The sequence below is a fragment of the Salinarimonas soli genome (assembly GCF_008386575.1).
GTDB classification, from domain to species: Bacteria; Pseudomonadota; Alphaproteobacteria; order Rhizobiales; family Beijerinckiaceae; genus Salinarimonas_A; species Salinarimonas_A soli.
The window spans coordinates 26183-46544 of record NZ_VUOA01000025.1 but is presented as its reverse complement, the minus strand read 5'-3'; the positions used below and the strand labels follow the sequence as shown (position 1 = coordinate 46544).

17 protein-coding genes are annotated in these 20362 nt (G+C 71.7%); 3 read left to right on the top strand and 14 right to left on the bottom strand.

The genetic code is table 11. The annotated features are described in order from the left end of the window. Positions 1–4: 4 nt before the first annotated feature. The 8 genes from F0L46_RS13985 to F0L46_RS13950 all read right to left on the bottom strand — a co-directional run bounded on the left by F0L46_RS13985 (position 5) and on the right by F0L46_RS13950 (position 7110). A complete protein-coding gene (locus F0L46_RS13985) occupies positions 5–463 on the bottom strand; it encodes a DUF305 domain-containing protein (RefSeq protein ID WP_438646678.1) in 459 nt (152 codons plus the stop codon). 235 nt (positions 464–698) lie between these two features. Continuing rightward, positions 699–1268 (bottom strand): hypothetical protein, encoded by a 570-nt coding sequence (locus F0L46_RS13980; protein ID WP_149818539.1) that lies wholly within the window; start codon positions 1266–1268, stop codon positions 699–701. After that, entirely contained in the window at positions 1265–1810 is a 546-nt protein-coding gene (locus tag F0L46_RS13975) for a DUF3305 domain-containing protein (RefSeq protein WP_149818538.1), read from the bottom strand. Before F0L46_RS13975 ends, F0L46_RS13980 begins: the two co-directional genes overlap by 4 nt. Positions 1811–1821: 11 nt before the next feature. Beyond that, positions 1822–2853: a formate dehydrogenase subunit gamma gene (locus F0L46_RS13970; RefSeq protein ID WP_149818536.1), complete on the bottom strand. Its 1032-nt coding sequence runs from the start codon at positions 2851–2853 to the stop codon at positions 1822–1824. Next, positions 2850–3452 carry a formate dehydrogenase FDH3 subunit beta gene (gene fdh3B, locus F0L46_RS13965; protein ID WP_149818534.1) on the bottom strand — a complete coding sequence of 201 codons (603 nt, stop codon included), beginning with the start codon at positions 3450–3452 and terminating at the stop codon, positions 2850–2852. Before fdh3B ends, F0L46_RS13970 begins: the two co-directional genes overlap by 4 nt. Positions 3453–3472: 20 nt before the next feature. Next, on the bottom strand, positions 3473–6424 hold the full coding sequence (locus F0L46_RS13960) for a formate dehydrogenase subunit alpha (protein ID WP_149818532.1): 2952 nt from the start codon (positions 6422–6424) through the stop codon (positions 3473–3475). A gap of 9 nt (positions 6425–6433) precedes the next feature. Further along, positions 6434–6652, bottom strand: a complete 219-nt coding sequence (locus tag F0L46_RS13955; protein WP_149818530.1) for a hypothetical protein — start codon at positions 6650–6652, stop codon at positions 6434–6436. A gap of 38 nt (positions 6653–6690) precedes the next feature. Beyond that, positions 6691–7110 carry a DUF302 domain-containing protein gene (locus tag F0L46_RS13950; protein ID WP_149818529.1) on the bottom strand — a complete coding sequence of 140 codons (420 nt, stop codon included), beginning with the start codon at positions 7108–7110 and terminating at the stop codon, positions 6691–6693. A gap of 515 nt (positions 7111–7625) precedes the next feature. Here F0L46_RS13950 and F0L46_RS13945 point away from each other — a divergent pair. Together F0L46_RS13945 and F0L46_RS13940 are read left to right on the top strand one after the other, a co-directional pair. Beyond that, complete coding sequence (locus tag F0L46_RS13945; protein WP_149818652.1) at positions 7626–8261, top strand: response regulator transcription factor; 636 nt, start codon at positions 7626–7628, stop codon at positions 8259–8261. A gap of 164 nt (positions 8262–8425) precedes the next feature. Beyond that, positions 8426–9376, top strand: coding sequence for a helix-turn-helix domain-containing protein (locus F0L46_RS13940; protein WP_149818526.1), 951 nt, complete (start codon positions 8426–8428; stop codon positions 9374–9376). A gap of 20 nt (positions 9377–9396) precedes the next feature. Here the strand turns inward: F0L46_RS13940 and F0L46_RS13935 are convergent, their stop codons facing one another. From F0L46_RS13935 to F0L46_RS13915, 5 genes are all read right to left on the bottom strand, one after another. Further along, entirely contained in the window at positions 9397–9831 is a 435-nt protein-coding gene (locus F0L46_RS13935; protein ID WP_438646677.1) for an EamA family transporter, read from the bottom strand. A gap of 118 nt (positions 9832–9949) precedes the next feature. After that, positions 9950–10750, bottom strand: a complete 801-nt coding sequence (locus F0L46_RS13930) for a class I SAM-dependent methyltransferase (RefSeq protein ID WP_149818522.1) — start codon at positions 10748–10750, stop codon at positions 9950–9952. Positions 10751–10837: 87 nt separating this feature from the next. After that, on the bottom strand, positions 10838–12154 hold the full coding sequence (locus tag F0L46_RS13925) for a family 1 glycosylhydrolase (RefSeq protein ID WP_210247639.1): 1317 nt from the start codon (positions 12152–12154) through the stop codon (positions 10838–10840). A 123-nt stretch (positions 12155–12277) separates the two neighbouring features. Then, the gene (locus F0L46_RS13920) at positions 12278–13816 is read right to left on the bottom strand and encodes a DHA2 family efflux MFS transporter permease subunit (protein ID WP_149818520.1); all 1539 of its coding nucleotides are present in this window, start codon (positions 13814–13816) and stop codon (positions 12278–12280) included. Beyond that, positions 13813–14985, bottom strand: a complete 1173-nt coding sequence (locus tag F0L46_RS13915) for an HlyD family secretion protein (protein WP_149818518.1) — start codon at positions 14983–14985, stop codon at positions 13813–13815. The genes F0L46_RS13920 and F0L46_RS13915 overlap by 4 nt, the downstream gene beginning before the upstream one ends. A gap of 382 nt (positions 14986–15367) precedes the next feature. Between F0L46_RS13915 and F0L46_RS26205 the strand changes: the two genes are divergently transcribed. Beyond that, positions 15368–16270 (top strand): response regulator, encoded by a 903-nt coding sequence (locus F0L46_RS26205; RefSeq protein ID WP_188311968.1) that lies wholly within the window; start codon positions 15368–15370, stop codon positions 16268–16270. Between the two features lie 107 nt (positions 16271–16377). Here F0L46_RS26205 and F0L46_RS13905 read toward each other — a convergent pair whose 3' ends face one another. Further along, positions 16378–20151, bottom strand: coding sequence for an ATP-binding protein (locus F0L46_RS13905; RefSeq protein ID WP_149818514.1), 3774 nt, complete (start codon positions 20149–20151; stop codon positions 16378–16380). Between the last annotated feature and the right edge of the window lie 211 nt (positions 20152–20362).

The window sequence follows — 20362 nt, the reverse complement described above, 5'->3', positions numbered from 1 at the left end:
ACTCCTATGGCTGAGCGGCTGTGGCGTGCGGCGGCCCCCCGGACGGTCCGTCGAGGATCGTCCGCAGGTAGGCGATCTCCTGGCGCTGCTCGACGATGATCGCGTGGGCGAGCCGCCTCAGGCGCTCGTCCCGCCCGTATTTCAGCTGGATCGTCGCCGCGTCGATCGCGCCCTGGTGGTGAGGGATCATGGCGCGGGCGAAGTCGCGATCCGGATCCCCGGTCGGCCGGACCTCGTCCATGGCCCGGTGCATGCGGGCATGGGCGCCCGCCATCTCGGCGGCGTGGCCCGCGGCGGTCCCGCCCGGCGCGACGGCGCAGATCACCGCGTCGATCAGGGCCGCGGGAAGGGACGGGGTGCCCGCAAGCCGCTCCCCGGCAAGGCTCGCCGCCGCGGCGACGCACCCGGCCGCGCCGATCCACAGGAGCGCGGGCGCGATCCGCCGCTGCGACGCGAGGGTCACGGGGCCCGCCTCGATCCGAGGGAACAGGGTCCCGCGCCGCCGGCGGAGGATGGGGCCCTCCGGTGATCCTGAGCCGGGACAAAGCGGTCGGCGTGCGGGGCCATGGCGACTGTCTCTCGTTCACGGCGAGCCCCGGGCGAGGCATGCCGCCCGGCATGAGACGGCAGGGCGGGGCGAGCGTCTTTTTCGTTCACACGGATTGCGGCATCCGCACCCGGGGTGGTCCGGATCCGACTCAGCGGGGGAGCGCGCGTCCGTGGGCGCGCCGTCCCGGCGCTCCAGGCGCCCGCGACGGCGCGGGGAGCGCCCCCGTCCCGCGTGGACCCGCGACGACCCCGGGGTGGCGCCAGACGGGGGCGAGGGTGAGCTGCCGGCGCGCCTCGTCCGGCCCTTCGGCCGGGGGAGCCTCGTCCTCCATCTCGCGGGCGGCCGCCGGGTCGACGGCCCGGGCAACGTGGCCCGGAAACACGGCGGCGAGGGCCGCGGCCGCGAAGCCGTCGGGCAGCGTGCCAAAGCCCGCGATGGCGCCGGGCTCGTTGAAGTCCCATTGGGCTTCCGCGATCCCGACATAGGTCCGGATCGTCTCGTCCTGGCTCCAGCACCGCCGCAACGCGGCCCTCACGGCATCGGCCATCTCCTGCGGGGGCGGCATGGGCGCGGGCGACGGACGCGCGGCGCCCGGGAGGCCGGGCTCCCCCGCCGCGTCGGCGGGCCGTTCCGGCGCGGGCGCCGCGGCGGGGGCTCGATCGGGATCGGCGCGCTTGAGCCGCGACCAGCGCGTCAGGAATCCGGCGGCCGCCGTCATGCGGGCTCTCCCCGGCCGGCCCGGGCGGCCGCGGGATCGTCGCGGCGGCGGCGGAAGGCCTCGTGCTCCACATGATGGGCGTCGACGAAGGCCTGGACCAGGTCCCGGACCCAATCCGGCATCGCCACCGTCTCGACGATGTCGTCGCCTGACGCGGTCAGCGCCTCGCCCGTCGCCGGGTCGGCCGTGACGGCGAGGACCGGCCGCGGCTCGCCGTCCGGGCCCATGCGCAGCACCACCCACAGGACCGGGCGGCCGGAGCGCAGGTTGTCCCGGTAGCCCCCCGTCTCCGAGCGGCACAGCTCGATGTCGGCCGTCCCGGCATAGAGAAGCGCCGCCTCGCCGCCCGCCCGGCCGAGGGCTGTCCAGGGTGCGGCCGACGGCGAGCCCGGCAGGACCGACACGGGCCGCCACAGGACGCCCGCCCAGACGCTCCGCCCCTGCCGGCGCTCGGCCACGATCCCGACCGGCACCCGGGCCAGGACGGCCCGTAGGCCATCGGCCGGGGACGGGCGCGCGGGGGACGGCGAGGGCTCGTTCATGGACATGGCCCTCAGGCGCCTTGCCGGCCGAGCGAGGCGGGCTCCGGGCGCTCGTTCGGCGCGGAGCCGGCCATCGTCTCGGCGAGCCAGAGATCGTGGTGCTCGCGCGCCCAGTTCACGTCGACCTCCCCCGACACCATGGCCTCGATCGCCCCCTCGGTGCCGATCGTGCCGACATAGATGTGGCCGAGGATGACGGCGACGAACGCGATCGCGGTGAGCGAGTGGACGATGTGGGCGAGCTGCATCCCCGCGATCGTGGTGCCGTAGAACGGGAAGAGCAGCACGACGCCCGAGGCGGTGATCGCCACGCCGGCCAGCACGGCAAACCAGAAGACGAGCTTCTCGCCGGCATTGAAGCGCCCGGCCGAGACGTGGGTCTCGCTCAGGTAGCCGCCGCCCGCCCGCAACCAGGCGAGATCGAGCCGGGTGGGCAGGTTCTGGCGAAGCCAGAGCGCCGCGATCGTGAGAAGGCCCAGGGCGAAGGCGATGCCGGCGTAGTTGTGGGTATATTTCACCCATTGGGCGAAGGCGCTGAACGCATCGGGGCCGATGACCGGCCTGAGGACGATCTTGCCGTAGGTGACGTTGAGGCCCGTCAGCGCCAGCAGGACGAAGGAGATCGCCGCGAGCCAATGGGCGAAGCGCTCGCCGGGGCTGAAGCGGGTCACCGTACGCCCGGACCGCCCGCGGGTGAGCCGCAGCGGTCCCATGGCGGCGTAGAACAGGCCGAGAAGGAGCAGCGTCCCGAGGATCACGAGCACGCCGAGCGGCTGGAGCCACGTCTCGTGGTAGCCCTCCCATTCCCGGCCCCGGGGCTGGATCAGCACGTCGGCGCGCCGGTCGAGGATGTCGATGCGGCCGCTGATGCGGGCATCCTGGTTCAGGAGGACGCCCTCCTTCGCGGCGTTCGCGTCCGGCGCGAAGGCGCCGTCGGGCGCCCGGACCTCGGCGGCCGCCGCGCCGGCACGCAATCCGGGGCCGACCAGCACGACGAGGGCTGCGCTCCCCATGAACGGGGTCGCTCGAACAAGGCGCCTCATGCCGAAACGTCCTCCCGGTAGGCCGTCTTCCAGCCCCAGGCGCCCGAGCCGTAGCCCCGGGTGACCACGCGCTCCTTGTAGATGCGCGCGATCATCTCGCCGTCGCCCGCCAGGAGCGACTTCGTCGAGCACATCTCGGCGCACAGCGGCAGCTTGCCCTCGGCGAGACGGTTGGAACCGTATTTCACGTATTCCTCCATGCTGCCGGTGGGCTCGGGGCCGGCGCCGCCGGCGCAATAGGTGCACTTGTCCATCTTGCCGCGCGTGCCGAAATTACCGACGCGCGGGTATTGCGGCGCGCCGAACGGGCAGGCGTAGAAGCAGTAGCCGCAGCCGATGCACAGGTCCTTGGAGTGCAGCACGATGCCGTCCTCCGTCGGGAGGAAGCACGAGGTGGGGCACACGGCGGCGCAGGGCGCCTCGGTGCAGTGCATGCAGGCCATGGAAACCGAGCGCTCGCCCGGCTTGCCGTCGTTCAGCGTGATCACCCGGCGGCGGTTGATCCCCCAGGGAACCTCGTGCTCGTTCTTGCAGGCGGTGACGCAGGCGTTGCACTCGATGCAGCGGTCCGCGTCGCAGAGGAATTTCATGCGGGCCATGGGATCGGCTCCTCGAGGGCTCAGGCGGCGCGGATCTGGCACAGGGTCGCCTTGGGCTCCTGCATGCCCGTGGCGGGGTCGTAGCCGTAGGTGGTGAGGGCGTTCACCGACTCGCCCAGGATGATGGGGTCGCTTCCCTTGGGGTACCGGGAGCGCAGGTCGGCTCCCTCCCACCAGCCCGCGAAATGGTAGGGCATCCAGGCGACGCCCCGGCCCACGCGCTCGGTCACCAGCGCCTTGACCCGCGCCCGCGAGGCGCTCTCGGGCCCGAGAACCCAGACCCAGGCACCGTCCACGATGCCCCGATCGAGCGCGTCGCCGGGATTGATCTCGACGTACATGTCCTGCTTGAGCTCGGCCAACCACTTGTTGGACCGGGTCTCCTCGCCGCCGCCCTCATACTCCACGAGCCGTCCCGAGCTCAGGATCAGCGGGAACTCGCGGGCGATGCCGTGGTCCACCGCGGCCTTCTGCATCGAGAAGCCGATATTGGGCACGCGGAACTGCCGCGCGTCCGGCAGGGTCGGATAATCGGCCACGAGGTCGGGGCGCGGGGTGTAGATCGGCTCGCGGTGGATCGGCACCGGATCGGGCAGGTTCCAGGCCACCACCCGCGCCTTCGCGTTGCCGTAGGGCAGGCAATTGTGCGCGAGCGCCACGCGCTGGATCCCGCCCGACAGGTCGAGGGCCCAGGAGACGAGGTCCGGGTTCGCCGGGTTCACGGCCTTGATGGCGGCCGCCTCGGCGGGGGTGAGCTCGCGATCCCATCCGAGCTTCTTGAGAACGGCGAGGGTGAACTCGGGATAGCCGTCCTTGATGTCCGAGCCGAGGGAATAGGAGCCGTCGGCGAGCAGGCTCACATGCGTCGCGGCGGTGGGCGGCGCCTCGGCCTGCTGCGCGGTCTGGCGCACGGCGCGCTCCACGCCGAAGCGCGCCCGGAACGTCCCGCCCCCGTCGCGGGCCGACAGGTTCGTGTTGTAGAGGATCGGCGTGCCCGGATGGCGGAGCTCCGGCGTGCCCCAGCACGGCCAGGGCAGGCCGTAATAGTCGCCGCCCACCTCCGGATCGTCCTTGGGCGCCCGCAGCGTCACGATGTCGAACTTGTGCTGGTTGCGGATATGCGCCTTGAGGCGCTCCGGGCTCTGCCCGCAATAGCCCGTCGACCAGCTCGCCCGGTTCATCTCCCGCAGGATGTCCTCCGCCGAGACGGCTCCGTCCGTCACGGCGATGTTCTTGAACATCTCCTCCGCGAAGCCGAGCTTCCGCGCGAAGAGGTGCATGACGTCGTAGTCGTTCTTCGATTCGAAGATCGGCTCGACGACGCGATCGCCCCATTGCAGCGACCGGTTCGAGGCCGTGCGCGAGCCGTCCATCTCGAAGCTCGTGCAGGCCGGCAGGAGATAGGTCCCGTTCCGGCGCCCGGAGAGGACGGCCCAGGAGGTCGGGAAGGGATCGCACACCACGAGGAGGTCGAGGGCCTCGATCGCCTTCAGCGCGTCGGGCATGCGGGTGATCGTGTTCGCGCCGTGGCCCATCACGAACATGGCGTGGAGGCGGTCCGGCTGGCTCACCTCGTCCCGGGCGAGCAGCGTCGCGTCGAACCAGCGGGTGCTCGGGATCCCCGGCGCCTCCATGAGGTTCTTGCCCGCGAACCGGGAGACCATCCAGTCGTAGTCGACGCCCCAGACGCGGCAGAAATGCTGCCAGGCGCCCTCGGCGAGCCCGTAATAGAAGGGCAGCGTCGTGACGTCGAGGCCGACATCGGTGGCGCCCTGGACGTTGGTGTGGCCGCGGAAGATGTTGGCGCCGGCCCCGGGCTGGCCCACGTTCCCCGTCGCCAGAAGCAGGATGCAGCTCGCCCGGACGTTCGCCGTGCCGGTGGTGAACTGGGTCTGGCCCATGGCCCAGATCAGGGTGGCCGGGCGCTGCTTGGCCATCAGCTCGGCGACGCGGCGGACCTGCGCCTCCGGCAATCCCGTGACCCGCTCCACCTCCGCGGGCGTCCACTTGGCGATCTCCTCGCGCACCTCGTCGAAGCCATAGACGCGCTGGCGGATGAAGTCCTTGTCCTCCCAGCCGTTCTCGAAGATGTGCCAGAGCATGCCGTAGATCGTCGCGATGTGGGTGCCCGGCCGGACCCGGATATATTCGGTCGCGTGCGCGGCCGTGCGGGTCATCCGGGGATCGATGACGATGAGCGTGGCCCGGTTCTGCTCCTTGCCCTCGAGGATGTGCTGCATGGAGACCGGATGGGCCTCGGCCGGATTGCCGCCCATGATCACGATCGTCTTGGAATTGCGGATGTCGTTGTACGAGTTCGTCATCGCGCCGTAGCCCCACGTGTTGGCGACGCCGGTGACCGTGGTGGAGTGGCAGATGCGGGCCTGGTGGTCGACGTTGTTGGTGCCCCAGAACGCGGCCATCTTGCGGTAGAGATAGGCGGCCTCGTTCGTGAACTTGGCCGAGCCCAGCCAGTAGACGCTATCCGGGCCCGACGCCTTGCGGATCTCGAGGAGCTTCGTGCCGATCTCGTCCACGGCCTGGGCCCAGGACAGCCGCTCCCACCGCCCGTCGACGAGCTTGAGCGGATAGCGGGACCGCCGGTCGCCCGTCACGTCGTCGCGCACGGCGGCGCCCTTGCAGCAATGGGAGCCCCGGTTGATGGGGCTGTCGTAGTCGGGCTCCTGGCCGGTCCAGACGCCGTTCGTCAGCTCGGCGACGACGGAGCAGCCGACCGAGCAATGGGTGCAGATGTTCTTGCGCCGCTCCACCTGCGCGCCCGTGGGCGGCGGAGCGCCCGCGGCCGCCTTGCGAACGCCCCCGAGCGACAGCGCTCCCACGCCGCTCAAGCCCCCCGCGACGAGGCCTGCCTGCCGCAGGAAGACGCGCCGGTCGAGGCCGCCGCCCCCCTCGGGCGCGGGGAGAGCGCCCGCCCCGGCACCCGACGACCGCTTGGTTCGCTTGATCAGCACGGCATCACCTCAAGGTGCGGGATAGCGGTTGACGCGGTAGAAGGCCTGCACCTCCGGCGCGCTCGGGTCGTAGAGGGACCGGCGCTTCGGGTTCTGGCTTCCCCCGGCGACGGGCGGGGTGCCCTGGATCGTGGCGGCGCCCGCCGCGAGGACGCCGCCGGCTCCGGCCACCCCGAGGAGGAGCAGGGTGCGTCGGGGCAGACGCGTATCGGACGTTTCGCTGGACATCGGCGTCTCCTCTGCCGGGCGGCTCCACATGTCGGTGCTCAAGGCGCGGCGGCGGGCGCCGCTCCCGTGGCCTGCCGGGCGAGGTCCTGGAGCCCCTGGAGCATCGCCCGCACGGTCGCTTCGCCCTCGCCCCTCAGGCCGTGGCGCTCGGCGAGCCAGGTAGGATCGTCGAAGGCGAGCCGGGCTCCCCCGTCGTCGTCCCGCCAGACGAGACACTTGAGCGGCAGGTCGATCGCGAGGGTGGGGCTTGCCTGCATCAGGGGCGTCCCGGCGCGGGGATTGCCGAACAGGATCACGAGGGTCGGGCGGAGCGCGAGCCCCACGGCGGCGGCGGCGGCGCTGTGGTCGATACGGGCCATCACGGTCATCCCCTTGGCGAGGATGGCCGCCTCCAGGCGCTTCGCCGTCTCCTCGACGCTGAAGCTGCTGGGGCGTATGACGAGACCGTCGGGGGACATCGCTTCGCCTTCCAGGATGAGCGGATCCGGGGGACCCGGCTTCGGGGAGCGCCGCGCGGCCATGCCGGCCGCTTCGGAGCCCTGCGATCGTGGCACGAGGGGCGCGCGGGCGCAGTTATACGCAGGGCCCGCCCGGCCCGAGATGGGTCCATCGCGGCCATACGTCCGTATAGAGCGGCGTCCCGCAGGGGGCGCTCGTCCCCGGGCGGGTGCCCCGCCGCCGCGCGGACCCGCCGGGCCCGGCCGCGCGGCGCGTTCGCGGGCCGGCCCTACACCTCCGTATGATTTACCGGATCGCCCGGATGCGACAGATTTGCCGGGGTCGGGCCCGAGGGGCCGATCGATGCCGGTTGCGGGATACGGGGCGTGCGGGGGATGAGCGTGATCGGTCCATGTCCCGCCTGCCCGTGGGGGCCCGCCGCCCCGGCGAGCCCGGGGGCGGCTCCCGCCGGGCGGTCCTGCCCGCGCGGTGTCGTGCGGCACGATCGGGACGCCTTGGAGCAGGTCGCGTGACGATGCAGGCGCATGCAGGACTCCCCGCCCGCCCGACGATCTTCGTGGTCGAGGACGATCAGGCGATCCGTCAGGGGCTCGCCGGCCTCTTCCGCTCCATCGACCTGAACGTCGAGGTGTTCGCCTCCGCCGCCGACTTCCTGGCGCGGCCGCAGCATGACCGGCCCGGCTGCCTCGTGGTCGACGTGCGGCTGCCCGGCCTGAGCGGTCTCGATTTCCAGGTCCGGTTGCAGGACATGGGCATCCGGCTGCCGGTCATCCTCATGACGGGGCACGGCGACATCCCGATGTCGGTGCGGGCCATGAAGGCGGGGGCGATCGACTTCCTGGTCAAGCCGTTCCGCGACCAGGACATGCTCGACGCCGTCGCGACGGCGATCGAGCGCGACGCGGCGCTGCGGCAGCAGGCGGCCGCCCGTGAGACCCTTCGGGCCAATTACGCGACCTTGAGCGCGCGGGAGCAGGAGGTGTTCAGGCTCGTCACCTCGGGCCTGATGAACAAGCAGGTGGCCGGCCTCCTGGGTCTCAGCGAGATCACCGTGAAGGTCCACCGCAGCAACGTCATGCGCAAGATGAACGCCCGGTCGCTCGCCGATCTCGTCCGCCTCGCCGAGGCCCTGGAGATCGCGCCGACATAGGGCCGTCCCCCGAACCGGCGGGGCCTTGGCCGAACGACGTCGAAGAAATCCGGGCGGGCCGAAAAGAAGCGGCCGGCCCCCCTCGGCATCATGGGATCGTCGCGGCTCGCACGATCGAGCCCGCGGCAGCGACCTCACGACGATCGGGCCGAGGGCTGACCGCGATGTTTGACGGTTCCTTGCGCGGCGACGCGCCCCCCCGTCTCCCGGCCGGCGCAACCCTCACGCCGACGGGGGCGGACCGGGACGGCGAGGCGGGCCTGCGGATCGAAACGAGCGATCCCGTCCACCGCCGCGTCGCGTCCTGGCCCGGGCTGAGGGTCGAGGTCCTGCGCACCACGGGCACCGCGCCCCAGCTCACCACGCTCCGCTCGCCGGTGACGTGCCTCGCGCTCACCGAGGTGCTGACGCGCAGCGACGGCGAGACGTGCATCGGCGACGCCCACAGCTCCGCGCTCAAGCGGGTGGTCGACCGGATCTCGGTGATCCCCCCGGGGCACCGCTTCACGGCTTCGGCCGTCCCGACCGGGCCGACCTGCTCCACCTATGTCCACATCGACGGGGACCGGCCCGGCTGGGCGGAGGCGTTCGGGGATGCCCGCGAGCGTCTCCAGCCGATCCTCTACGGCGAGCACGACGGCCTGCTCGCCACCGCGTTGCGCCTCAAGCACCTCGTCGAGGGCGAGGAGGCCGGAGGAGCGCTCTATGCCGAAGCCCTGGCCACGGTTCTCCTGATGGATCTCCTCCAGCCGACGCAAGAGCCCCAGGCCCCGTCCCGCCCGGCCCGCGGAGGCCTCTCCCGCTGGCAGCACAGGCGGGTCTGCGCCCATATCGACGAGCACCTCGCGCAGGAGATCAGGCTCGCGGAGTTGGCTGGGCTTGCGGGCCTCAGCCTCTTCCATTTCTGCCGGGCCTTCCGCACGACGGCCGGGGTCTCGCCCTATCGCTACATCATGATCCGGCGGATCGAGCGCGCGAAGGAATTGCTGCTCGATCCGGCCTTGTCTGTCACGGAGGTGGGCGAACGGGTCGGGTACCCCGACTCGTCCCATTTCTCGACGGCCTTCCGCAAGATCGCGTCCGTCTCGCCGTCGGCGTTCCGCAAGACCTATTGACCGGCGAGGCCCCCGGATCCCTACCCGCGATAGGCGACGAGGACCGCGCCGGCCGCGATGAGGGCGACGCCGGCCCAGTTTGCCGCCGAGAGGCGCTCCCCGAGGAACACCACCCCGAACACGGCCACGAGCACGACGCTGAGCTTGTCGATCGGCGCCACGCGGGCCGCGTCCCCGAGCTTCAGGGCGCGGAAGTAGCACAGCCAGGAGGCGCCCGTGGCCAGGCCCGAGAGAGCGAGGAAGAGGTAGGTCCGGCCCGAGACCGACCGCACCGATTCCCATTGGCGCGTCACGGCGATAAGGACGGCGAGCGCGCACACGACCACGCAGGTGCGCACGAAGGTCGCGACGTCCGAGCTCACGCCCTCGACCCCCACCTTGGCGAGGACTGCGGTAAGCGCCGCGAAGCCCGCCGAGAGCAGGGCCCAGACGATCCAGGAGGGCAGAAGATCCATCACGGTCCTTTCCGGTGCACGGGCGCCGCGGCGCGGCCCGCCATGATGGAGCAACCCGGCCCGGCGCGCGCGTTCGAACCTGCAAGCTCCGGCGAGTTCCCGTGCGGCCGGTCCCGATCTAGCCCGGCACCGTGCCCCGCACGCCCCAGGCCCGCACGGCGAGCAGGATCTCCCCGTCGGGGCCGGTGGGCAGCCGTTCGCGTAACATGTCGCGGATCCGGTCGCGGGTGCTCTCGTCCAGCGACGCGCAATATTTCGGCGCGGAGCCCGTCCCGCCCAGGAAGGGCTCCCAATAATCGTCGAAGCCGGCGAAGGCGGCCGGGATGTCGAGGGCCGTCGTCTCCGGCGCGGCGAGCCCTGCCGCCCGGAAGGCCTCGCGCAGGGGCTCGGGCCGGCAGATCGGCGCGTTGATCCCGTCGTCATAGGCCGACGAGGCCGGGTCGACGAGCCGCGCGGCGTCGAAGAAGCGGCGCATGATCTGCATGTGCCCGGCATAGTCCCAGACATAGAGGGCGACCGTGCCCCCGGGGCGCACCACCCGCGCCATCTCGGCAAGCCCCGCCGCCTTGTCGGGCAGGAAGTTCAGGACGAGCCCGCTCACGGCATAGTCGAAGCCCGCATCCGGCAAGTCGAGGAGCGCCGCGTCGCCCTCCCGGAACTCGGCCCCCGGCACGCGGCTCGCCGCCCGGTCGAGGAAGGCCCGCGAGGGGTCGATCCCGACGAGGCGGCCGGGCGCGCATCGTCGCGCGATCCCAAGGCTGAGCTCGCCCGTGCCGCAGCCGATATCGGCCCAAGCCCGACCCGGCGGGGCGCCGAGCCAGTCGAGGAAGAGGGGCGCCACGCCGCGGCTCCACCGGCCCATATAGCGCTCGTAGGCATCGGCGGCACCCCAAAGCCCCGTCCGCGAAAAGCTGCTCATGGCTGCCTCCCCCGCCTGTCCGGGTCGCGTCGCGGACTTTAAGCCAAAGGGGATGGGGGCATCCAGCGCTCCGTCGCCGGGCCCCAATCAGCTCGAGGCTTGCTGCCCGTCGTCCTGGGGCTCGCGGGCGAGCACGCGCTGGGCGTGCGCGCGCCGGCGCCGGGCCTGGGGCTCATCGTACTCGCTCGGCATCACAATCGGCACCTGAAGGCAGATGCTCTGGGCGGGGAGCACGTCCCGCCATTCGCTGATCAATTGCTTGTAGAAGCGGCCGACCGGCCTGATCTTGCGGTCGAGATCGTAGAGCCCGACCTTCGTGACCCGGCCGTTCTGCTCGCGCAGGGCCGTGTCCCAATCGACCTGGTCGGTCAGCGAGTACCAGGTGAAGCCCACGATGGGGACGCCGTTGTTGCGCACCCGCAGCACGTTGGCCCATTGCTTCCAGAGCCAGTTCGCCGCCTCGTCGCCGTTCGGGCCCTCGACGAGGTTCGTCTCGGTGTGCATCACCGGCAGCTTGTAGCGGTCGTAGTATTGGCGGGTGATCTCGTCGTAGCCGAACACGTCGCCGGCCGCCGAGGTCAGGCCGTCGGCCCGCACCCGGTGCTCGTTCGTGACGTAGTAGTCGTTCCCCATGATGCAGTGGTGGCGCAGGGACGAGCGGTCGAGGAAGAAGTGGTACTCCTCCCGGGCCATGCCGCTGTCCATGAGGTACTCGTACATCTGCGAATCGACGCGCTGGCCGTAATTGAGGTCGAGGGACAGGAAGCGGCGCGCGTTCATCTGCTCGGCATGCCCGATCGCCGCCGGGTTCTCGGCGTGGAAGTACTCCGTCGACTCGCTCTGGACGAAGATCGCGTCCGGCCGGACCTCGAGGATGCGGGACATCGCGAGCACGTTCGCCTTCACGATGTGCTTGAGGGCGGTGACGAAGGCTTGGTCGGAGCTCATCTGCTCGTTCCACCAGCCGTAGGCCGCCGAGAACTGGGCGCAGATGAACATCTCGTTGACGGGGGTGTAGAGCTGCACCCAGGGAAAGCGCCGGGCGAAGGCCTCGCTGTAGGCGGCGAAGAGCTCGGGGAAATCCGGGTTCTGGAAGTTCCCGATCCAGTCGGGGACGCCGAAATGGCACAGGTCCACGATGGGGATGACGTCGAGCTCCCGCAGCGCTCCGAAGGTCGCGTCGGCGAAGCTCCAGTCGTAGCGCTCGGGCCCCAGAAAGGTCCGGTGCAGGGGCGGGCCGTAGCGCAGGACCCGGATGCCGAGCTCGCCCAGGAGCGCGAAATCGGTGCGCCAGTGCCGGTCATGGCCGCAGGCCTCCATCTGGTCGATGCGGGTCCGGCCGCCGTCGATCGTCGGGATGCTGTTCTCGATCCCGGTGGCGAACATGAACGATGGCGCTGGCATCCTCGGCCTCTCGTCGGGGCGCCTGCCCGTCGGCGCCGACGGGCTGGGGCGGTCCACCCACCCAACGCATGCGCCGGGCCGTCGTTGCCGCGGGGGGCCGCGCCCTCCGGACGCGGGGCGCCCCTAGTCCATGCCGGCGACCGCCCCGCCGCCCCGGCCGCGCCGGACGCGGAACAGGAGGGTGAGCGGGATCGCGGCGAAGCACATGAGCATCATGAGGTAGAAGGCGTCCGTGTAGGCGATCGCCGCGGCCTGCGCCGTCGTCTCGGCCCCGACGCGGGCCCGCCCGGCGAGGGTGTCGAGGCGCAGGAGGGGCGCATAGTCCTGGACGGCGCGGCTATAGGGCGAGAGGTGCTCGACGAGCCTGGCGTGCGCCAGCACGGTGGCGTCCGTGAGATAGACCGTGATCGCGGAGAGCCCGATGCTCGAGCCGAGATTGCGCAGGAGGCTGAACAATGCCGTGCCCTGCGTGCGGTCCTCCGGGCGCAGGGTGTCGAAGGCCACCGTGGAGAGGGGGACGAAGACGAAGCCTAAGCCTAAGCCCTGGATGAGCCCCGTCCAGATGATCGCGCCCTGCGAGATGGAGGGGGTGAAGGCCGTCATGTCGAGGAGCGCGTAGCCCGTGAAGCCCAGGCCGATCGAGACGAGGATGCGGGTGTCGACAACGCCGACGAGGCGGCCCACGAGGGCCATCGCGGCCATGGTGCCGATCCCGCGGGGCGCCAGGACGAGGCCCGCCGTCATCACGGGAAAACCCATGAGCGTCTCCAGATAGGCGGAGAGGAGCGACAGGGTGGCGAGCAGGACGGCGCCGACGATGAAGATGAGAACGAGGCCCACCACGAAGTTCCGGTCCGTGAAGAGGCGGGGCGGCACGAAGGGGTTCTCGGCCGTGACGGTGCGGACGGCGAAGGCGTAGAAGCCAAGGCAGCACAGGGCGAGCTCCCATGCGATCTCGCGGGAGGCGAACCAGTCGAGCTGCTGGCCCCGGTCCATGAAGAGCTGGAGCGACGCCACCCCGAGGCTCAGGGCCGCGAAGCCGAACCAGTCGAGGCCCGGGGTCGCCCGGTCGGGGTCGTCCGGGGGCAGGAAGGTGAGGAGCCCCAGGAAGGCGAGGATGCCGAAGGGCAGGTTCACGTAGAACACCCAGCGCCAGGAATAGGCGTCCGTGAGGTAGCCTCCCAGCGCCGGGCCGATGATCGGGCCGATCATCACGCCGATGCCGAAGATCGCCATCGCCCGCCCCCGCCCCTCGGGCGGGTAGTTGCCCAGAAGCACAGATTGCGAGAGCGGCACGAGGGGCGCGCCGAAGACGCCCTGGAGCAGGCGGAACCCCACGATCTGCGGCAGCGTCGTCGCGGCCCCGCACAGCATCGAGGCCGCGACAAAGCCGGTCACGGCGGTGAGGAAGAGGCGGCGGCGGCCCAGGCGCGCCTCGAGCCAGCCCGTGAGGGGCGTCATGATGGCGGCGGCCACGATGTAGGAGGTGAGCACCCAGGTGATCTGGTCGCTCGTCGCCGAGACGCTGCCCTGGATATAGGGCAGCGCCACGTTGGCGATCGTGGTGTCGAGGGACTGCATCAGCGTGGCGAGCATGACGGAAGCCGTGATCATGCCCCGGTTCTGAACGACCCCCGGCAGGACCGCGGCCGCCGCCGTCATGGCGTCACCCCGATCGTGGCGAGGAGCCCCTCCCACAGGCCGCGCAGGCTGCGCACGTGCCCCGTGTCGATGGAGACCGTCGCGCTCATGCCGGCCCGCAGGACCGGCCCGCCGGCCGGCTGCTCGACGTCCAGGCGCACGGGCACGCGCTGCACCACCTTCACGAAGTTGCCCGTGGCGTTCTGGGGCGGCAGCAGCGCGAAGATGGCGCCGCTCGCGGGGCTCAGGGTCGCGACCCTCGCCCGAAAGGTCACCCCGGGATAGGCGTCCACGACGAGCGTCGCGGGATCGCCCACCTTCATGTAAGTGAGGTCCGTCTCGCGGATGTTGGCCTCGACCCAGATCCGGTCCGACGAGACGAGGTTGAAGGCGACCTGGCCCGGGTTGAGGAAGCCGCCCACCTGGAGGTTGTCGACCTGCGTCACGATCCCGGCGAAGGGCGCCGTCGCGCGCGCGAGGCCGAGATTGCGTTCGGCGGCCGCGACCTGGGCCCGCGCCTGCAGGTACTGGGCCTGCTGCTCGACGGGCCGGCGCGGATTGCCGCCGAGCTGGGCGCTGATCGATTGCATGGCGTTCTGGGCCGCCTGGAGGGTGTCCTGCGCGACGCGGGTGTCGCGCTGCGCGGCGTCGAGGCTCGCCTGGGCCGCGAATTGCCGCCCTGCGAGATCCTGGACGCGCTTGAGCTGGGCCTGGGCGTAGGTGAGGGTCGCCTGCGCCTGGGCGACGTCGGACTGCTTGGCCCCGTAATCCTCGATCAGGGCCCGCAGCTGGTTCTGGACGACCCCGAGCTGGGCCTTGGCGCCGTCGAGCGCGATGCGATAGGGCGCGGGATCGATCTCGAACAGGAGGTCGCCGGCCTGCACGGCCTGGTTCTCGTGCACCGCGACCCTGACCACCTGCCCCGCGACCTGCGCGTTCACCGCCACGTTCGCGATCTGAACGTACGAGTCCTCCTCGCTCACGTAGCGCCCGCCGGAGAGGTAGAGCCAGAGGGCGCCGGCGACGAGGACGAGCGGCCCTAGGACCAGCAGGATGCGCCCGAGACGGCGGCGTGGCTTGGCCGCCGGCGCCGGATCGGCCGGCCTCGCAGCGGGCGGCCGCGCCTCGGGCGGCGCGGCGGGATCGGACGGGCGCGCGGGGCTGGGCGCCAGGTCGGTTTCTGCCAGCATCGGTCGGGTCCTCGCGGCCATCTCGGGAGCCAGGCGGGGGCGGCGTCGCGGGCGGGGCGCGGCCGACGCCGCCCCCGGAGAGGCCGGCCGGATGCCGGTCCGCCGCGCCGCGCCCCTCGCAGGGTTCGAGCCCCGCAGTCTGAGGCAGGCCGGCGTCCCCGGCGCGTTGAAGGATGCAAGCTGGCGAGAGTTCTTGTACGCCGCCCGCCGAACCGGTCCGCCCGGGACGCGATCGCGGCGGCTATACGAACGTGTGCCGCGGATGCCGCTTGTGGTGCCCGCGGGAGGCCAAGGCCCGATGGCGTCCGGCCCCGCCCGCCCGCTACCTTCGAGGCAGTTGTCCGCGCCCCCGGGGCGCCGGGACGGGTCCTGGAGGATTGCGATGGGCGCGCTCGACGAAACGCTGGGAACGCGGCATCCCCCGCATGCCCGGCTTGCGCCGTTCCTGGTCGAGGGGGCGGAGCCCGACACCGAGACGCCGCTCTGCTTCCGCGATTTCGCGCTCTACCCGCGCGCGCGGGTCCTGGTCCGGGGCGGCCAGCCGGTGGAGCTCGGGGGGCGGGCCTTCGATCTCCTGCTCGTGCTGCTCCAGTCGCGCGGCAGGGTCGTCACCCGCGACGAGATCCTGACCTTCGTTTGGCCGCGCACCACCGTCGAGGGGAGCAACCTGCGCTTCCAGGTCATGGTGCTGCGCAAGGCGCTCGGCTCCGCCCGCGAGCTGATCAAGACGATCCCCGGACGGGGCTACCTTCTCACCTACGAGCTCGAGGCCCAGAGGCCCGCCCTGCCCGAGGCCGCCCCGCCGGCCCTCGCTCCGCTGCCGCACGACCCGGGGGTCGCGGACGGCATCGGCGCGGAGGCGCGGGCGCCGGTGGTCATCATCGACGACGACGACGTCTCGCGCTCCTCGCTCGAACGCCTGCTGCGGTCCATGGGGCTTGCCGTGCAATCCTTCGGCTCGGTCGGCGCCTATCTGGGGAGCGAGCGGCCGGGCCCGCCGCGCTGCTTCATCCTCGACGTCTGGCTCCCCGGGCGCACGGGTCTCGAATTCCAAGCCGATCTCGCGGCGGCCGGAAGCGACGTGCCGGTGATCTTCATCACGGGCCATGCCGACGTGCACACCTCGGTGCGCGCCATGAAGGCGGGGGCGGTCGACTTCCTGATCAAGCCGCTGCGCTACCAGGAGCTCGTCGCGGCGATCGACGAGGCCCGCGCGCGCCACGACGCCCTGACCGAGCGGCCCCGCCCGAAACCGGCCCCCGACGGGGCGGACCGGCTGATGTGACGAGCCGGCTCCCGGGGCTTGCCCTGGAACGGCGGCTCTTCCGCCCCCCTTAGGCACGTAGGCGAGGTGAGAGGCGTGGGAGCGCCGGCCCGGTCCGGGCCGGCCCATCAGACGGCCCGGAACCCGGACGCAGGCTCGTCCGGCTCGTCATGGTGGCGCTGCAGGCTCAGCCTGAACACGGTCCCGCCGCCCGGGTTGGGCTCCGCCGCGATCTCTCCGTCATGCGCCAGGGCGATGGTCCGGCAGATCGACAGCCCCATCCCCATGCCGCTCGCCTTCGTAGTCACGAACGGTTCGAAGAGACGGTCGCGAACCTCCGCCGTGATGCCGGGACCCGTGTCCGACACGGTGAGCACGACCGGCCCGCTCTCGTCGCCCGCCGTGGCGATCCGCAGGACGCGGGCGCGGTCGACATTGCCCTCCATCGCCTGGGCGCCGTTCACGACGAGGTTGATGATCACCTGCTGAAGCTGGATCGGATCGCCGTGGAGGAAGAGGGTGCCGGGGCTGAGATCGAACTCCAGGACGACCCCGCGCTTGGTGAGCTCGTACTGGACGAGGGGCAGGACGTCGGCCGCGACCTGGTTGAGGTCGATCTCCTGGAACCGGGGCGTCCCCTTCCGCGCCAGCGCCCGGATCTGCCGGATCACGTCGGCGGCCCGCTCGGCGCTCGCGACCGATTCCTTCAACGCCTCGCGCACCTCGCCGAGCTCCGGCACCGGCCGGCTCAGCCAGCGCCGCGCGCTCTCGCAATTCACGATGATGGCGCTGATCGGCTGGCTGACCTCGTGGGCGATGGACGCTGCGAGCTCGCCCAGAGTCGCGATGCGGGTGACGTGGGTGAGCTCGGTCTGGGCCTGCTGCAGGGAGGCTTCTGCCTGCTTGCGCTCCGTCACGTCCATGGCGATCCCGATGAAGTGGTGGACCTCGCCGTCGGCGCCCGGCAGCGGCCGCCCGATCGTCTCCATGTGCCTGACCTCCCCGCCCGGCAGCACGATCCGGAACTCCGCCTGATAGTGGCGAAGCTCCTGGAGGGCGCCGAAGAAGAGATCCAGCATGCGCGCCCGGTCCTCCGGATGCAGGCTCTCGAGAAGCCATTCCAGGCGCGGCGGCCCGTCCTCCGGCTCGCGCCCGAAGATCCGGTAGTGCTCCTCCGACCAGAACAGCTCGTGGGTCGCGGTGTTCAGGGTCCAGCTGCCCGTCCGGGTGAGGCGCTGGCCCTCCCGCAGCATGATCTCGCTGCGCTGGAGGTCGCCATAGAGGGAGGCGTTCTCGATGAAGATCGCCGCCTGCGAGCACAGGAACTCGAGGATCTGGGTCCGGTTGGACCAGAAGGCGTCGTTGTTGAGGTTGTTCTCGAGATAGAGAAGGCCCACCAGGCGGGACTGCTTGACGACGGGAAGGCACAGGATCGACCGGGGGCGCCGCGCCCGGACATAGGGATCGCCCGCGACCGCGCCGTCGAGGACCGCGTCGCGGCTGATAAGGGTCTCGCGCGTCCGCGAGACCACGTCGAGGATCGTGAGGGGAGCGTCCTGCGCGGTGATCGCCCGCCGGCAGGGGCTCACGACGATCGCCTCGCCGCGGGCGCAGGCTTCGGCCTCCAGGATGCGCTCGCCGTCCCGGATGAGGACCAGGAGCCCGCGTTGGGCTCCGGCCTGGCCGATCGCGAGCTGGAGGAGCCGCTCGACGAGCTCCGACAGGACGATCGTCCCGGAGAGCGCGTGCAGGGCGTCGACGAGGGTGTCGAGGTCGAGCTGGCGCGGCTGAGGCGAGGCGCCAGCGCCCGCCGGCAGGCGGCGGGCGACGATCCGCTCCAGCTCCCGGCACTCGCTCGACTCCGCCTTCAGCGTCGCGCCCCAGGCCTCGAAGCCCGCGCAGGCCGCGCTCAGATGCGCATGGGCCAGGGAGACGAGCCCCCGGGCGAGGCACATGTGGCCCGCGCGCTCGTGCGCGATCGCCGCGATCTGGACGAACCCGTTCTCGCTCGCGCCCTCGATCGCCCGCTCGTAGAGGGCGAGGGCGTCGAGATCACGTCCCGCCAGACGCGCCATCTCGGCGGCCACGAGGTCGGCGCGGTGCCCGAAATTGTCGGGGCGTTCGGCCGCCCACGCCGCCAGGAGCTCGTGGTGGGCCGAGAGATCCGGCGCGTCCGGGCCGGGCTTGCCGGCCTGCGCGCGCGCCAGGGCGGCGAAGAGATGGAACTCGCCCGTTTCTACGAAGCGCGGGACGATCCACAGCGTCTCCTCGGCCCGCGCCGCCGCGTGGAGCGCGGCGGGGAGATCGCCGAGAAAGTAGCTCGCCTGCAGCTTGCGGATCCAGTAACGGCAGGCGAGCGCCGCGCGAACCGGGTCGGCCTCGAGCTCACGCTCGAAAACAGGCGAGCCGAACCTGTCGTCCTCCCAGCGTTCCGCGCGTCCGCGCAGGACATGGATGAGTCGCAGCTGCGCCTGGATGACGTCGTCGAAGGCCTTGGACGGCACGAGCCGCAGGAGGTCGACCGCCGCCTCGACGTCCCGCTCGACGCCCGCGAGCGGCATGCCGCAGGCGAGGTGGTCGGAGGTCATCAGGGTGAGGCACCAGGGCGCGTAGGTGAGGTCGCCGCTCTCGCGGGTCTCGAGGAAGGCGCGGCGGTGCAGGTCGGCGGCCTCGCGCAGGGGCGCGGTCCACGGGAGGACGAGATAGGCCACGTTGCCGTAGACGGCTGCCTTGTGGCCGCACACGCCGTGCTCGTCCACGAGGTCGAGGGCGAGCCGGCCGAAGCGGAAGCCGGTCCGGTGGTCGACGAAGCGGGCGCCGAGATCAGCGCCAAAGAAAGCGTAGGCCAGCCCCAGGAGGGAATAGGCGAACGGGGTCGCGGGGAACGTGCCGAACGCGACGCTGATCCGGAGCATCCGCGCCAGGACCACGGCGAAGAGGCGGCGGTCATGGTAGAAGGCTGGCACCACCACGGCCGCCAGGATGTCCATCACGTTCCGCTGCAGCGGATCCGTGCCCTTGGGCAGATCCAGGAGGTCGGCGATCTCGCGATCGCCCACGGCGGCCCAGAACTCCCGGTAGGCCGCCACGACGGTGTCGCGGTCCGATCCGAGCGGCGGGCCGGCGTCGATGCGCGAGAGGATGTCCAGGGCGGTGTCGAGGGCGTCGGCCCGCCGGTCGAGCCCGAGATAGAGGGTGACGGCGATCCGGCCCACCCGCGCGAGGCATGCCGGATCGTGCGTCTGCGCCAGGAGGGCGAGGACGTGCGCCTCCGCCGTGGGCTCGCCGGCCAGCGCCTCGAACTCCGCGACCGCGATGGACACCTGCGCCGCGAGCTCCGGACGCTCGCGGGCAAGGGGTTCGTCGAGGAGGCCTGCGCCGGCCCGGACATAGGCGAGCGCCGTCTTATAGTCGCCCGTGACCTTGGCCCGGTGCGCCGCCGTGAGGTTCAGCTCCACGGCGGCCGCGCGCTCGCCCGCCCCGACGAGGAGCACGGCGCCGCGGTTGAGCTGGCTCACGATGGCGATGGCGGCGTCTGGAACGCTCTCGTCGGGGGTGTGGGCGAGAAGCGCGCGGCCGACGCGCAGGTGCAGCGCCGGTCGGGCCTCGACGGGAACGAGCGCGTAGGCGACGTCGCGGGCGCGCTCGTGAGCGAACGCGTAGCCGTCGCGGCGGCGCACCACGAGCCCGGCCCGCACGGCGTCCCAGAGCGCCGTTTCCACCTCGTCCTCCGACAGGGCGGCCACCCCCGCCAGGACGCGCCTGTCCGTCACGGCGTCGAGGCAGGCGAGCGCGATGAGGAGATCGAGGGTGAGGGGCTGAAACCGCCTGATCCGCTCGGACAGGACGCCGGCGGAGAACTCCGCGGCATCGTTGTAGGGATGGCCGGACACGTTGATCATGGCGACCGGGCCACGCCGAAAGCCCGGGGAGCCATCACCGGTCGAGAGAGGTCGGACGACATGGGGATCACCTCCGTTGCCGCGGGGCCGGAACCGGACGAAACCTCCGCCCTGGTGCATGGCTCACACATGAGGGGCTGCCGGGAGGGGTGCCAGGCCGCTTTACGTCATTTTACAACTCTTAATTCGGGCCGCATCCACCCTTCGGCGT

Bases quoted from the DNA above. Each gene is read 5' to 3' on its own strand.
- F0L46_RS13980 (WP_149818539.1), bottom strand. From the start codon at position 1,268: ATGACGGCGGCCGCCGGATTCCTGACGCGCTGGTCGCGGCTCAAGCGC.
- F0L46_RS13920 (WP_149818520.1), bottom strand. From the start codon at position 13,816: ATGACGGCGGCGGCCGCGGTCCTGCCGGGGGTCGTTCAGAACCGGGGC.
- F0L46_RS13935 (WP_438646677.1), bottom strand. From the start codon at position 9,831: ATGGATCTTCTGCCCTCCTGGATCGTCTGGGCCCTGCTCTCGGCGGGC.
- F0L46_RS13905 (WP_149818514.1), bottom strand. From the start codon at position 20,151: ATGATCAACGTGTCCGGCCATCCCTACAACGATGCCGCGGAGTTCTCC.
- F0L46_RS13925 (WP_210247639.1), bottom strand. From the start codon at position 12,154: ATGCCAGCGCCATCGTTCATGTTCGCCACCGGGATCGAGAACAGCATC.
- F0L46_RS13915 (WP_149818518.1), bottom strand. From the start codon at position 14,985: ATGCTGGCAGAAACCGACCTGGCGCCCAGCCCCGCGCGCCCGTCCGAT.
- F0L46_RS13975 (WP_149818538.1), bottom strand. From the start codon at position 1,810: ATGAACGAGCCCTCGCCGTCCCCCGCGCGCCCGTCCCCGGCCGATGGC.
- fdh3B (WP_149818534.1), bottom strand. From the start codon at position 3,452: ATGGCCCGCATGAAATTCCTCTGCGACGCGGACCGCTGCATCGAGTGC.
- F0L46_RS26205 (WP_188311968.1), top strand. From the start codon at position 15,368: ATGGGCGCGCTCGACGAAACGCTGGGAACGCGGCATCCCCCGCATGCC.
- F0L46_RS13970 (WP_149818536.1), bottom strand. From the start codon at position 2,853: ATGAGGCGCCTTGTTCGAGCGACCCCGTTCATGGGGAGCGCAGCCCTC.
- F0L46_RS13955 (WP_149818530.1), bottom strand. From the start codon at position 6,652: ATGTCCAGCGAAACGTCCGATACGCGTCTGCCCCGACGCACCCTGCTC.
- F0L46_RS13940 (WP_149818526.1), top strand. From the start codon at position 8,426: ATGTTTGACGGTTCCTTGCGCGGCGACGCGCCCCCCCGTCTCCCGGCC.
- F0L46_RS13950 (WP_149818529.1), bottom strand. From the start codon at position 7,110: ATGTCCCCCGACGGTCTCGTCATACGCCCCAGCAGCTTCAGCGTCGAG.
- F0L46_RS13945 (WP_149818652.1), top strand. From the start codon at position 7,626: ATGCAGGCGCATGCAGGACTCCCCGCCCGCCCGACGATCTTCGTGGTC.
- F0L46_RS13930 (WP_149818522.1), bottom strand. From the start codon at position 10,750: ATGAGCAGCTTTTCGCGGACGGGGCTTTGGGGTGCCGCCGATGCCTAC.